At 60.3% G+C, this 13145-nt stretch carries 13 protein-coding genes; 10 read left to right on the top strand and 3 right to left on the bottom strand.

Annotation, left to right across the window (positions count from 1 at the left end; genetic code table 11):
• Window positions 1–2 precede the first annotated feature (2 nt).
• From CWM52_RS22990 to CWM52_RS22970, 5 genes are read left to right on the top strand one after another with little or no spacing between them, the layout of a single operon-like run.
• Entirely contained in the window at window positions 3–893 is an 891-nt protein-coding gene (locus tag CWM52_RS22990; protein WP_100686204.1) for an ABC transporter permease, read from the top strand.
• Window positions 894–895: 2 nt separating this feature from the next.
• The gene (locus CWM52_RS22985) at window positions 896–1939 is read left to right on the top strand and encodes an ABC transporter ATP-binding protein (protein ID WP_100686203.1); all 1044 of its coding nucleotides are present in this window, start codon (window positions 896–898) and stop codon (window positions 1937–1939) included.
• Window positions 1929–2939 (top strand): ABC transporter ATP-binding protein, encoded by a 1011-nt coding sequence (locus tag CWM52_RS22980; RefSeq protein WP_100686202.1) that lies wholly within the window; start codon window positions 1929–1931, stop codon window positions 2937–2939. The genes CWM52_RS22985 and CWM52_RS22980 overlap by 11 nt, the downstream gene beginning before the upstream one ends.
• 31 nt (window positions 2940–2970) lie before the next feature.
• On the top strand, window positions 2971–4155 hold the full coding sequence (locus CWM52_RS22975; protein WP_100686201.1) for an amidase: 1185 nt from the start codon (window positions 2971–2973) through the stop codon (window positions 4153–4155).
• The gene (locus CWM52_RS22970; RefSeq protein ID WP_100686200.1) at window positions 4145–5413 is read left to right on the top strand and encodes a Zn-dependent hydrolase; all 1269 of its coding nucleotides are present in this window, start codon (window positions 4145–4147) and stop codon (window positions 5411–5413) included. Before CWM52_RS22975 ends, CWM52_RS22970 begins: the two co-directional genes overlap by 11 nt.
• Before the next feature lie 132 nt (window positions 5414–5545).
• Here the strand turns inward: CWM52_RS22970 and CWM52_RS22965 are convergent, their stop codons facing one another.
• Window positions 5546–5791, bottom strand: a complete 246-nt coding sequence (locus CWM52_RS22965) for a hypothetical protein (RefSeq protein WP_100686199.1) — start codon at window positions 5789–5791, stop codon at window positions 5546–5548.
• Between the two features lie 59 nt (window positions 5792–5850).
• On the bottom strand, window positions 5851–7317 hold the full coding sequence (locus CWM52_RS22960) for a PLP-dependent aminotransferase family protein (RefSeq protein ID WP_100686198.1): 1467 nt from the start codon (window positions 7315–7317) through the stop codon (window positions 5851–5853).
• A 232-nt stretch (window positions 7318–7549) separates the two neighbouring features.
• Between CWM52_RS22960 and CWM52_RS22955 the strand changes: the two genes are divergently transcribed.
• The 4 genes from CWM52_RS22955 to CWM52_RS22940 are packed head-to-tail and all read left to right on the top strand — an operon-like array spanning window position 7550 to window position 10525.
• Entirely contained in the window at window positions 7550–8401 is an 852-nt protein-coding gene (locus CWM52_RS22955; RefSeq protein ID WP_100686197.1) for a transporter substrate-binding domain-containing protein, read from the top strand.
• 48 nt (window positions 8402–8449) lie between these two features.
• A complete protein-coding gene (locus tag CWM52_RS22950) occupies window positions 8450–9091 on the top strand; it encodes an amino acid ABC transporter permease (RefSeq protein WP_100686196.1) in 642 nt (213 codons plus the stop codon).
• Between the two features lie 14 nt (window positions 9092–9105).
• A complete protein-coding gene (locus CWM52_RS22945; protein ID WP_100686195.1) occupies window positions 9106–9771 on the top strand; it encodes an amino acid ABC transporter permease in 666 nt (221 codons plus the stop codon).
• Window positions 9764–10525: an amino acid ABC transporter ATP-binding protein gene (locus CWM52_RS22940; RefSeq protein ID WP_100686194.1), complete on the top strand. Its 762-nt coding sequence runs from the start codon at window positions 9764–9766 to the stop codon at window positions 10523–10525. Before CWM52_RS22945 ends, CWM52_RS22940 begins: the two co-directional genes overlap by 8 nt.
• Window positions 10526–10769: 244 nt before the next feature.
• On the opposite strand, the gene CWM52_RS22935 is transcribed toward CWM52_RS22940, so the two are convergent.
• Window positions 10770–11534, bottom strand: a complete 765-nt coding sequence (locus CWM52_RS22935) for an SDR family NAD(P)-dependent oxidoreductase (RefSeq protein WP_100686193.1) — start codon at window positions 11532–11534, stop codon at window positions 10770–10772.
• Window positions 11535–11716: 182 nt separating this feature from the next.
• On the opposite strand from CWM52_RS22935, the gene CWM52_RS22930 reads away from it, so the two are divergent.
• The gene (locus CWM52_RS22930; RefSeq protein WP_100686192.1) at window positions 11717–13054 is read left to right on the top strand and encodes an aspartate aminotransferase family protein; all 1338 of its coding nucleotides are present in this window, start codon (window positions 11717–11719) and stop codon (window positions 13052–13054) included.
• The last annotated feature ends 91 nt before the right edge of the window (window positions 13055–13145 follow it).

Here is a 13145-nt window from a genome sequence, read left to right as displayed (position 1 = left end):
CTATGGTGGATACCGCGACGAAAATAGCGCCGGTTTCTCCGGTTGTGGCTGCCAGGCAGGGCTACTGGCGCGGCGTGTTTCGCCGCCTGCTGCGCGATCCCGGCGGCCTGATCGTCGGCGCCATCATTTTGCTGTTGCTGGCGCTGGCGCTGTTTGGCCCGTGGCTGATAGTGAAAGACCCTTATCAGACCTCGATGTTTTTACGCCTTAAACCTATCGGCAGCGACGGCTTTGTGCTGGGTTCTGATGAACTGGGGCGCGATATGCTGTCGCGCCTGATCCTCGGCGCCCGACTGTCGCTGTTTATGGGAATTGTGCCGGTGGTGCTGGCCTTTTTCATCGGCGGCGCCATCGGCATTATCGCCGGCTATGCGGGCGGTAAAACCAATACCCTGATTATGCGCACCGTCGATGTATTTTACGCTTTCCCTTCGGTACTGCTGGCGATTGCGCTCTCCGGCGCGCTGGGGGCGGGGATTGGCAACGCGCTGCTGTCGCTGACGCTGGTGTTCGTGCCGCAGGTGGCGCGGATTGCGGAAAGCGTCACCGCCCAGGTCCGCCATATGGACTATATCGAGGCCGCCCGCGCTACCGGGGCCCGCGCCTTTACCATTATCCGCGTCCAGGTCCTCGGCAACGTGCTGGGACCGATTTTCGTCTTCTCCACCGGCCTGATTTCGGTGTGCATGATCCTCGCCTCCGGCCTCTCGTTTCTTGGCCTGGGCGTGCGCCCGCCGGAGCCGGAATGGGGGTTGATGCTCAATACCCTGCGCACGGCCATCTACACCCAGCCGTGGGTGGCGGCCCTGCCCGGACTGATGATTTTTATCACCTCCATTTCGTTCAATATCCTCGCCGACCGCCTGCGCACGGCAATGGCGATTAAGGAGTAACGATGCAACCTTTTATCAATATCGACCTTGGCGGCCCGGCTCAGCCGCTGCTAAAGGTCAATAATCTGTTGAAGTATTTTCGTGCCGGTGGCGCAAAAAACCGTGAAGTGGTGCAGGCGGTGGATAACGTCAGCTTTACGGTGATGAAAGGTGAAACGCTGGGCGTGGTGGGGGAGTCCGGCTGCGGCAAATCGACGACGGCGCGCCTGTTGATGCAGTTGCTGAATCAAGACAGCGGCGAGCTGATCTTTGACGGCCTGACGGTGGGGTCAACGCGCCTGCCGATGAAAGAGTATCGCCGTCAGGTACAGATGGTGTTTCAGGATAGCTATGCTTCGCTCAATCCGCGTATGACGATGGAGGAGAGTATCGCCTTCGGCCAGCGTGTACACGGAGTGAGCGCCAGAGAAGCCAGCGAATATGCCCGCTATCTGCTGGCCCACGTTGGCCTCGAACCCGAGCGTTTTGCCCACCGCTATCCGCATGCGCTCTCCGGCGGCCAGCGTCAGCGCGTCAACATTGCCCGCGCTCTGGCGATGAAGCCGCGGTTGGTTATCCTCGATGAGGCGGTGTCGGCGTTGGATAAATCGGTAGAGGCGCAGGTGCTGCAGTTGTTGCAGGAGCTAAAGCGCACCCTCGAACTGACCTATGTGTTTATCAGCCACGACCTGCACGTGGTGCGCTGGCTGTCGGATCGCATTCTGGTGATGTACCTTGGTGAGGTAGTGGAGATTGGGCCCGCGGAACAGCTGTTTACCGCCTCCGCTCATCCTTATACCCGTGCATTGCTCAGCTCGATGCCGTCGATGGACCCGCAAAACCGCACCCTGACCTCGCCGCTGAACGGCGATCCGCCGAGCCCAATATCACCGCCTTCGGGCTGTCGGTTTCACACCCGCTGCCCGCACGCCAGAGCGGTGTGCGCCGAGGTGAAACCAGTGCTCGAAAGCGTCGGCGAGGGGCATCAAAGCGCCTGCCTGATGGCCCAGCCATCGTCGCCCTGGCATCAGAACATCGCCATTCAGGAGGTCAGCCATGTCGCATGAGGCTTTTGTTCATATCCGCGATCTGCGGGTGGAGTTTCGCCGCGATGGCCAGACGGTGAATGCGGTTAACGGCGTCTCTTTTGATGTCCATAAAGGGGAAGTGATGGCGCTGATCGGGGAGTCGGGGTCCGGTAAAAGCGTCACCCTGCGGGCGCTGATGCGCCTGCACCCGCCCACAAGCAGCGTGCTCTCGGGGACGCTGCGCGTCGGCGATGAGGAGGTGCTGAAGATGAGCGCTTCCCGGCTGCGGGCCTATCGCGGCGCGCGTTGCGCGATGATTTTTCAGGAGCCGCTGCTGGCCTTTGATCCGGTGTATACCGTCGGCCAGCAGATCGTCGAAGGTCTGCGTCGTCATGAAGGGCTGTCGCGTCAGGCGGCGCGGGAACGGGCTCTGGAGGCGCTGCGCCAGGTGCGGATCCCCAGTCCGGAACGGCGGCTGGACGCCTACCCGCACGAAATGTCCGGCGGTATGCGCCAGCGGGCGATGATTGCTCTGGCGCTGTCGTGCAACCCGCAGCTGCTGCTGGCGGATGAGCCGACCACCGCGCTGGACGCCACGGTGCAGATCCAGATTCTGATCCTGCTGCGCGAGCAGCAAAAGCAGCGCGAACTGGCGATTATCTTTGTGACTCATGATATTGGCGCCGCGGTGGAGATAGCCGACCGGGTGGCGGTGATGTACGCCGGGCGGATCGTTGAAGAAGCCTCGATGACCGACATTTTGTCCCGTCCTCGCCATCCCTATACCCAGGTGCTGCTGGGGAGCCGCCCGAAAGACGGGTTGAAAAAAGGCGACGCGCTGCACTGCATCCCCGGTTCGCCGCCGGATCTTTCCCGCTTGCCGCCGGGCTGCGCGTTTGCCGAGCGTTGTCCGCATGCGAGACCCGTTTGTCGGCAAACTCAACCCGTGACCGAACAGGTTGACCCGCGTCATGTGGTGAGCTGTCATCGCTGGCGAGAGCTGACCCCGGCCGTTGAAAAACCGGCGCGCTATGCCTGAACGGTCGGCCTGAATAAAGGAGGTGATACCTGTGCAGGATGATAATCACGCATTTATGCCTTACCCGCCGCAGCCGGTCCCCCACGCCCTGAGCGGGCCGCTCAGCGGGATGACCTTTGCCGTCAAAGATCTGTTTGATGTTGCGGGTTATCCCACCGGCGGCGGCAATCCGCATGTACTGGCGCTCTCCGGCATTAAACGCCGTACCGCCCCGGTGGTGCAGATTCTGCTGGATAACGGCGCCCGTTTTATCGGTAAAACCCACACCAGCGAGCTGGCCTACTCGATGAGCGGCCACAATGTGCATTACGGCACGCCGCGCAACGGCGCCGCGCCGAACCATATTCCCGGCGGCTCGTCATCCGGGTCGGCGTCGGCGGTGTCGAACGGCGTGTGCGATTTTGCGCTGGGCACCGATACCGGCGGTTCGGTGCGCACCCCGGCAAGCTACTGCGGCTTGTTTGGCCTGCGCCCCACGCACGGGCGTATTTCGCTCGATGGCTGCCAGCCGCTGTGCGCCACGATGGACACCTGCGGTTTCTTCGCCCAAACGCCGGAGGTCTTTCGGGCGGTCGCTGATTGCCTGCTGGACGCGAAGCCTCCGGCGATTGCCGGTGCGGCGCTGGCATGCCATGAGGCCCTCTTTTCCCGCCTGCCGTTGCGTAGCCAGCAGGCACTGTTACCCGTCAGGCAGCGGCTTGCGCGCGCATTTGGCGCCATCGCGCCGCTGAACGCGCCGCTGCCGGATAGCGACGAGATTTATCTCGCCTTTCGGCAGATTCAGGGATTCGAGGCCTGGCAGGCGCAGGGGGAGATGATAGAACGCTATGGCCTGCAGCTGGGGCCGGATGTGCGCGAACGCTTCTTATGGGGAAAAGCGGTGACGCCGGCACAGTACGAGGCCGCCTGCCAGCGGCGGGAGCACTTTACCCGCTGGTGGGATGCGCGGTTGGGCGACGCGATACTGGTTCTGCCCACCGTGCCCGACGGTGCGCCGCTGCTGACGGCGCAGGCCGAGGAGATTGAGACCATCCGGCGTCTTTCTCACGATTTATTGTTGATTTCGGTGATGACCCGGCGTCCGCAGGTGACGCTGCCGGTCGCTCAGGCCGGTGGTCTGCCGCTGGGCATCTCTTTTTTAGGGCCACGCGGCAGCGATCGTCTACTGGTGGAGCTGGCCGTTGCATTCGCGCAAGGAGACAAAGATGAGCAGTGAGGTCCTTTTTACCCCGGTTGCAGAGATGGCGGGGTGGCGTATTAACGGTGAGCGGTTATGGGATTCATTGATGGCGCTGGCGGAAATCGGCGCGACGCCGAAGGGCGGCTGCTGTCGCCTGACGCTCACCGATCTCGACCGACAGGGACGGGATTTAGTCATCGGCTGGGCGCAGGCGGCGGGGATGAGCGTCACCGTTGATCAAATCGGAAACGTGTTTATGCGTCGGGAAGGGCGCAATCCGCTACTGCCGCCGATTGTCTCCGGCAGCCATATTGATACTCAGCCTACCGGCGGGAAATTTGACGGCAACTACGGGGTGCTGGCGGCGCTGGAGGTGGTGCGTACGCTCAATGACCTCGATATTGAAACCGAAGCGCCGATTGAAGTGGTGTTCTGGACCAATGAAGAAGGTTCGCGTTTTGTGCCGGTGATGATGGGGTCCGGCGTCTTTGCCGGGGTATTCCCGCTGGAAACAATCTATGCCGCGCAGGATGCGCAGGGAAAAACGGTGGGCGAGGAGCTGGCGCGTATCGGCTATATCGGCAACCAGACGCCCGGCGATCATCCGATCGGCGCCTACTTTGAAGCCCATATCGAGCAGGGGCCGATTCTTGAAGATGAGGAGAAAATCATCGGCGTGGTGCAGGGCGTATTAGGTATCCGCTGGTACGATTGCGTGGTGACGGGGCAGGCGTCTCATGCCGGGCCAACGCCGATGCGTCTGCGTCAGGATGCCTTGCAGGTGGCGACGCGGATCATGCAGGAGGTGGTGGCGATTGCCGGGCGTAGCAAAGAGGGGCGCGGCACCGTGGGGATGGTGCAGGTCTATCCCAACAGCCGCAACGTGGTGCCGGGCGAGGTGAGGTTCTCTATTGATATGCGCAATCTCAGCGACGCGGCGGTCGATGAGATGGACCGCCAGCTGCGGGATTTTATCGCCCAGGTGCAGCAGGAGAGCGGCCTGGCGGTGGCGTTGCAGGAGGTCAGCCATTATCCGGCGGCGCCGTTCCATGCGGATTGCCAGCAGGCCATTACCGATGCGGCGGCGCGACTGGGCTATCCGGCGCGGGAGATAGTCTCCGGCGCCGGGCATGATGCGGTGTATATGAGCTATCTGGCGCCGACGGGGATGATTTTTATTCCCTGCAAAGACGGGATTAGCCATAACGAAATCGAGTACGCCTCTCCCGGACATGTCGCTGCCGGTGCAAACGTGCTGCTGCAGGTGATGCTGCAATACGCGCAGGTGGTGTAACCGTGAGCCGGTTTCCCCCGGCTGGCGCGATGCTTAGCCGGGCTACCCGCTCGCACGCTCCTGTAGCTCCGGTAAGCGCAGCGCCACCGGGGGGGGATTTCCCCGGCTGGCGGCGCGAGCGCCTTATCCGGGCTACCCGACCGCACGCTCCTGTAGCCCCGGTAAGCGCAGCGCCACCGGGGGGATTTCCCCGGATGGCGGCGCGAGCGCCTTATCCGGGCTACCCGCCCGCACGCCCTGTAGCCCCGGTAAGCGCAGCGCCACCGGGGGGATTTCCCCGGATGGCGGCGCGAGCGCCTTATCCGGGCTACCCGCCCGCACGCCCTGTAGCCCCGGTAAGCGCAGCGCCACCGGGGGGATTTCCCCGGATGGCGGCACGAGCGCCTTATCCGGGTTATGGGGTGCAGGATGCGCGGGTGGGCGATGGCAGACTGCGTTTATCCCAGTTGCGCCAGCTGGCGGCACAGCACTTCGACGCCGGGCGCAATCGCATCAGGATTGATGGCGTGAAAGCCCATGCGGAAAAAATTTTCCGGCGGGTTGGCGTTGAGGAAATGCCGCGCGCCGGGTTCAATCAGCACCCCGGCATGGGCGGCGCGCCAGGTCAGTTGCTGGGTATTGATTTGCTCCGGCGTGGCCAGCCAGAAGGCATTGGCATGCTCGCTGCCGGGGATGATCCGGCATTCCGGCAGATGTTGCTGCAAAGCGTTGTTGAGGCGGTCCCAGCGCTGGGCAGAGTCGTAGTGGTAGCGCCGCAGATGGGTTTCATAGTGCCCCTGGGCGAGAAAATGGGCCATCTGATACTGAATATTGGTGGGCGGATGGCGGTAAATCAGCCGCCGCAGTGCGCGGGCTTCATCAATCAGGTCCGGGTCGGCCACCATAAATCCCAGCCGCAGGCCGGGAGACAGCGCCTTCGACAGGCTGCTGACGTAAATCACCCGCCCGCTGCGGTCGCTGGCTTTCAATGCCGGTAGCGGGTTGAGCATAAAATTACTTTCCGAGTCGTAATCATCTTCAATAATCACCGCATCGTGGCGGGCCGCATGTTCCAGCAGCTGGCCGCGCCGCGCCTGGCTCATCGCCACCCCTGTCGGCACCTGATGGCCTGGAGTGACGTAGTAGTAATCGCAGGGGGCATCGTCGAGCACGATCCCTTCTTCGTCCACCGGGTGCGGCACGATGTCGGCGTCCGCCAGCAGGAAGGTATTAATCGCCTCGCGGAAGCAGGGGTTCTCGACGCCGACCCGGGTCTTTGGCGACATCAGCAGGCGGGTGAGCAGGTACAGCGCGTTCTGCGAGCCGAGTGTAATCAGGATCTCATCCGCGGCGGCGACGATGCCGCGCTTGGGTAGCACCCGGGTGCGGATCTGCTCAATCAGCATTGGCACGTCCTGGTCGATATGATCGACGACCCAGGCCGGATCGCGCACGCCGCCGTGTAGCCAGTTGGCCGCCGAACGCCAGGTGGTCAGCGGGAACTGGCGGGTATCCGGCTGGCCATAGATAAACGGGTAGCGGTAGTTCATCCAGCCAGCGGGTTTAAGAATCGACTCCTGCTGGCTGGGGGTGATTTGCAGCCGCGTGCCCCAGCGTGGTGCAGAGCGATCGTCATCCGGTGCACCCTGTACGGCAACCGTCCCGGCGGAATGTTGATAGTCGGGATGCAGATAGTACCCACTGCGCGGGCGGCTGATGAGATACCCTTCGCTGACCAGACTCTCAAAAACCAGCGCCGTGGTATTGCGCGACACCCGCAGCTGGCTGGCCAGCTGACGACAGGAGGGCAGCGGCGTGTCGGCAGAAAAAATACCGCTCAGAATGGCGTTCACCAGCGTCTCCCGCACTTGTTCCTGTAAACCGCGACGTTGGTCGAACTCGACGTGCAAAAGGTGACGGATCATGCGGGGCTCCTCAGGTGAATACACTGTTTACCTTGCAGCAAATTCCATACCACCCTGAAAAAGACTGACACACAGACGCAGCGCAACTGGCTCTATCCGGAAAACAAAAACGCTCCCTACAGTAAAAACGCATTCATCAGTCGCGGACCGGAACTTCCGTCGGCACAAATTTTGCAAAACCTTTTCATGTTCGGGAATGAACACGTCTGGCGAATTAATTAGGGGTGGATTGATGAAAAAATCGTTGGCTTCAATGTGTCTGGGCGCCGTTATGGCAATGACTTTCTCTTATCACGCAGCGGCAGCAGATCTCCCGGAAATTGAAAAATCCGGCACCCTGAAAGTCGCGACCGAAGATGATTACGCGCCGTTTAACTTTATGAGTAACGGCCAGACCGACGGCTTTAACAAAGATATGCTGGAGGAGCTACGCAAGTATGCGAAATTCCACGTCGACCAGAGCATCCTGCCGTGGACCGGCCTGTTAGCGGCGGTCTCCACCGGTCAGTACGATATGGCGTTAACCGGCGCGGTGATTACCGACGACCGGCTTAAGGTGTTTGATTTCACGCCGCCGTGGGCCTCGGCGCAGCACTATTTTGTCAAGCGCGCTGGCGATAACTCGCTTAATACCATCGCCGATTTGAGCGGCAAAAAAGTGGGCTTGCAGGCGGGCAGCGCGCTGTTGGCGCGACTGCCTGAGCTGAAAGCGATGCTGGAAAAAACCGGCGGCAAACTCGGGCCGGTGGTGGAGTATCCCTCCTACCCGGAAGCCTACGCCGACCTTGCCAATAAGCGCCTCGATTACGTGATTAACGTGGTGATTTCGGTTAACGACCTGGCGAAAGCCAAACCGAAGGTCTTTGCCAAAGGGCTGGCGGTGTCCGGACCTGGTTACATGGCGTGGCCGATTCCGAAAAACTCGCCGCAGCTTTTGGCCTACATGACCAAATTTATCAACCATATGCGTGAAACCGGCAAGCTTGCCGAGCTGCAGAAAAAATGGTTTGGCGAAACCTACGATAACCTCCCGACAGAAGCGATTACCAGTCCGGAACAGTTCCACAAACTGGCTGGTTTGTAACATTTTGCGGCGGGTCACCGCCGCGTTTTTAATCCACAGGAGGGCCATATGGATGCAATTTCCTGGCAGTTATTGATTGAAGGCGCATGGACGACCCTCTGGATTTCGGCCATCGCCATCGTCTTTGGGGTGGTGATTGGCCTGCTGATCGCCCTGGTGCGGATGTTGCGTATCCCGATTGTTGATCAGCTGCTGGTGGTCTATATCAGCCTGGCGCGCGCCACGCCGCTGGTGACGCTGGTGCTGTTTCTGTTTCTCTCGCTGCCTACGGTGGGGATTAATCTTGATAAAAACGTCGCGGCAATCGTAGCGCTGACCCTCAATACCTCGGCTTTTAACGCTGAAATCTGGCGTAATGCGTTCCGCACCTTCCCGCGCGAGCAGCGCGAGGCGGCAGAATCCGTGGGGATGCGCCGCTGGACCTATTTTCGCTACATCATGCTGCCGCAAATGTGGATCGAAAGCCTGCCGGCGCTGGTGAACGAAATGTCTTTCCTGATTAAAGGCAGCCCGGCGATTGCGGTGATCGGCGTGGTCGATTTGACCCGCGTCACCAACCGTATCTCATCCGTCACCTATGAGCCCCTGTCGCCGATTCTCGCGGCGGGTCTGCTTTACGTCGTGATAATCGGCATGCTGCTGAAGCTACAGGGACTGGCGGAGCGTAAAGCAAAACGCCTGGCACGATAACAACAGGAGGATCTATGAATCAGTGGGCCATTATCTGGTCAGCGCGCGACAGCTTTATTGCTGGCCTGATTGCTACGCTTGAGCTCTTCATTCTGGCCGCCGTTGTGGGGTTAGCGATTGGCATTGTGCTGTGCTACGTCACCGAATATCAAAAGCGCTGGCTTAACCGCGTGATTATCGCGTTTGTCAGCCTGATGCGCGCGATTCCGTTCTTAATCCTCGCCTATCTGCTCTATTACGGCCTGCCGGAAGTGGGGATCAGTATGGACGCCTGGACCGCAGGTCTGGTGGCGCTGATGATTTACCACGGCGCCTATTTCTTTGAAATTCTGCGCAGCCAGCGCCGGGTCTTCTCCGCCGGATATATTGAGGCCGCGGTGGCGCAAGGCTTTTCACGCTATCAAATATACCGGCGGATTATTTTGCCGAATATCGTCTCGTCGTCGCTGCCGCTGTTTGGCAACCAGTTGATTATTTGCCTGAAGGATACCGCTTTTCTCAGCATTATCACCGTGCAGGAAATTACCGCCGCCGCCAACAGCGTGCAGGCGACCTGGTTCATCCCGTTTAACGCTTTTATCGTCGCGATTGCACTCTACTGGGCGATCAGCATTTTGCTGGAGTTGCTGATTAAGCGACTGAGCGCCCACGGAGCCAGAAGAGGAATGAGTCATGCCTGATACCACTGCAGTAAGCATTAAAAACGTCTCCAAACAGTTTGATAATATTGAAGTGCTGCGTGACATCAATCTGACCGTTGAAAAGGGGTCGGTGGTCAGCATCCTGGGGTCGTCCGGTTCCGGTAAATCGACGCTGTTGCGCTGCATGAACTGGCTGGAACAGCCGGACCGCGGGGAGATTCATATCGGCGGCCAGCGGCTGGGGATTGATGAACAGAACGGCAAAGCCATGTCCCACCGTCAGCTGTCGAAGATTCGTGAGCGGGTGGGGATGGTGTTCCAGAGCTTTAACCTGTGGCCGCACCTGACCGTGCAGCAGAACGTCAGCGAAGCGCTGCTCCACGTCAAAGGGATGAAACGCGATGAAGCGTCTGCCATAGCCATACAGCAGCTGGAAAAGGTCGGGATGGCGCACAAAGCCGACGCCTGGCCGATTACCCTCTCCGGCGGGCAGAAGCAGCGGGTGGCGATTGCCCGTTCGCTGGCGATGTCGCCGGAGGTGATTCTGTTTGACGAACCGACATCGGCGCTGGATCCCGAGCTGGTCAACGAAGTGTTGGGGGTGATGAAGGCGCTGGCGGCGGAGGGCTACACCATGGTGGTGGTGACTCATGAGATGGACTTTGCCCGTCAGGTATCGGATGAAGTGGTGTTTCTCGAAAAAGGGTTGTTGATTGAGAAAGCCCCACCGGAGAAATTTTTCACCAACCCGGACTCCGAACGCGTCCGCCAGTTTTTGCAGAGCAGCCGCTAATCAGCGGCGGGCCCAATCATCTGCAGCCGATCTCCCCGGTGGCGTGCGCTTACCGGGGCTACAGGGCGTGCAGTCGGGTAGCCCGGATAAGGCGCTCACGCCGCCATCCGGGTGGTTTCCCGCCGGTGCCTGGGAAAATCCCCCGGTTGCGCTGCGCTTACCGGGGCTACAGGGCGTGCAGTCGGGTAGCCCGACTAAGCGTCGCGCCACCGGGGAGGGGGAGATAAATCAGGCTGGTTTACCCTCAATCCCGGTCAATCGCAAAAGGCTGCCAGGCCTGGCGCACCGGCATCACTTCTACACGGTTGATATTCATATGATCCGGCAGGGTGGCGATATAAAACATCTGCTCCGCGATATCCTGCGCACTCAGAGGGGTGGTACCGCGATACAGATTATCGGACGCCGCCTGGTCGCCTTTGGTGCGCACGAGGGTAAATTCGGTCTCGGCAATGCCCGGCGCCAGATCGGTCACCCGCACCCCGGTGCCGAGTAAATCGCAGCGCAGGTTGTAGCTGAACTGTTTGACAAACGCTTTGCTGGCGCCGTAAACATGACTACCCGGATAGGGCCACTGACCGGCAATGGAGCCGATATTGATTATGCTGGCGCCAGCACCGTGCTGAATCAGCGTTGGCAGCAGCGCATGGGTAACGTTAACCAGACCGGTCACGTTGGTATCGATCATCGTTTTCCAGTCCTGCAGGTCGACCTTCTGCGCCGGCTGCGGCGCCAGTGCCAGCCCGGCGTTGTTAATCAGCGTCTTGATATCGGCGAATTCAGCAGGCAGCGCCGCGATGGCCGCGGCGACCGCATCGCTGTCGCGCACGTCGAGCTCGATAATATGCACTGGTACCTGCGAGGCGAGCTTATCCTTTAACTTTTTCAGCCGCTCAAATCGGCGTCCACTCAGTACCAGCGACCAGCCCGCATTGGCGAAGACCTGCGCTGCCGCTTCCCCAAAACCCGAGGTCGCCCCAGTAATAAACACCACTTTGCTCGTTGTCATTTCATTCTCCTGTGCAGGTTGTCACTCCTACTATAGAAACCCTACGCGCGTGGGCACAGGGCCAGTCGGCGTGCGGCGATGTGACACGGTGTCACATCGTTTTCGTCTTACTGGCTCTATCCGTTTCTCCCCTGAACAGCCAATGATGGTGCCAACAACAACGACATGAGAGAGGGCAGGGTATGAAGCTGGCAATACAGAACGATGTAGCGATAAGTAATGATGAAGTTCGGCAGCTGGATCGCGCTTATGTGTTTCATTCATGGTCGATGCAGGGCAATTTAAATCCGCTGGTGATCGCCGGGGCCAAAGGCTGTGAACTGTGGGATTACGAAGGCAAAACCTACCTTGATTTCAGCAGTCAGTTGGTGAACGTCAATATCGGCTATCAGCACCCGCGTGTGCTGGCGGCGATGAAAGCGCAGTTGGAAGAGCTGGTGACCATCGCGCCCGCCACCGCCAACCTCGCGCGTGGCGAAGCGGCGAAACGCATTGTCGAGCTGGCGCCGGAAGGCTTTAGCAAAGTGTTCTTTACCAATGCTGGGGCCGATGCTAACGAGAACGCCATTCGCATGGCGCGGCTGTACACCGGGCGCGATAAAGTGCTGTCGGCTTATCGCTCGTACCACGGTAATACCGGCAGCGCCATCGCCGCCACCGGCGACTGGCGTCGCGTGCCGAATGAATATTCGCGCGGTCACGTGCACTTCTTTAACCCGTACCTCTATCGCAGCGAGTTTAACGCCACGACGGAAGAGGAAGAGTGCCAGCGCGCGCTGGCACATCTGCGCCGCATCATTGAGTGCGAAGGCCCTGGCGCCATCGCCGCGATTTTGCTGGAGTCGATCCCCGGTACCGCGGGCATTCTGGTGCCGCCTGATGGCTATATGCAGGGCGTGCGGGCGTTGGCCGATGAGTTTGGCATTGTGCTGATCCTTGATGAAGTGATGGCCGGGTTTGGCCGAACCGGCAGCTGGTTTGCCTTCGAGCAGGATGGCGTAGTGCCGGATCTGGTGACCTTTGCCAAGGGAGTTAATGCCGGGTACGTGCCTGCGGGCGGCGTGCTGATTAGCGATCCGATTGCCCGCTATTTTGACGATCACTTCTTTGCCGGCGGTCTGACCTATTCCGGCCATCCGTTGGCGATGGCGGCGATTGTGGCGACGATCGATGCCATGAAAGAGGAGAATATCGTGGAAAACGCGGCGCAGATGGGGAATCAGGTCCTGCGTCCGGGGCTGGAAGCGCTGGCGGAAAAACACGCCATTATCGGTCATGTCCGCGGCCGCGGCCTGTTCCAGGCGCTGGAGTTGGTTAGCGACCGTGAACGCAAAACGCCGTTAACCGCAGCGGATATGGCGGCGATTAAGGGGGCGTTAACCGAAGCAGGTCTGCTGACCTTTGTGGTGGAAAACCGCATTCACGTGGTGCCGCCATGCACCATCAGCGCCGGGCAGATTGCGAAAGGGCTGGCGATTTTTGACAGCGTATTCGCCCGCTTCGCCACGCTGGCGAAATAAACCAACGCGGGCCCCGGATGGCGGCGCGTGCGCCTAATCCGGGCTACCCGAGCGCACGACCCCGTAGCCCCGGTCAGCGCAGCGCCACCGG

Source organism: Raoultella sp. T31, from assembly GCF_002806725.1.
Classification (GTDB): Bacteria; Pseudomonadota; Gammaproteobacteria; order Enterobacterales; family Enterobacteriaceae; genus Klebsiella; species Klebsiella electrica.
The sequence above is the reverse complement of the archived record's forward strand: the minus strand, read 5'-3'. Positions and strand labels throughout refer to the sequence as shown.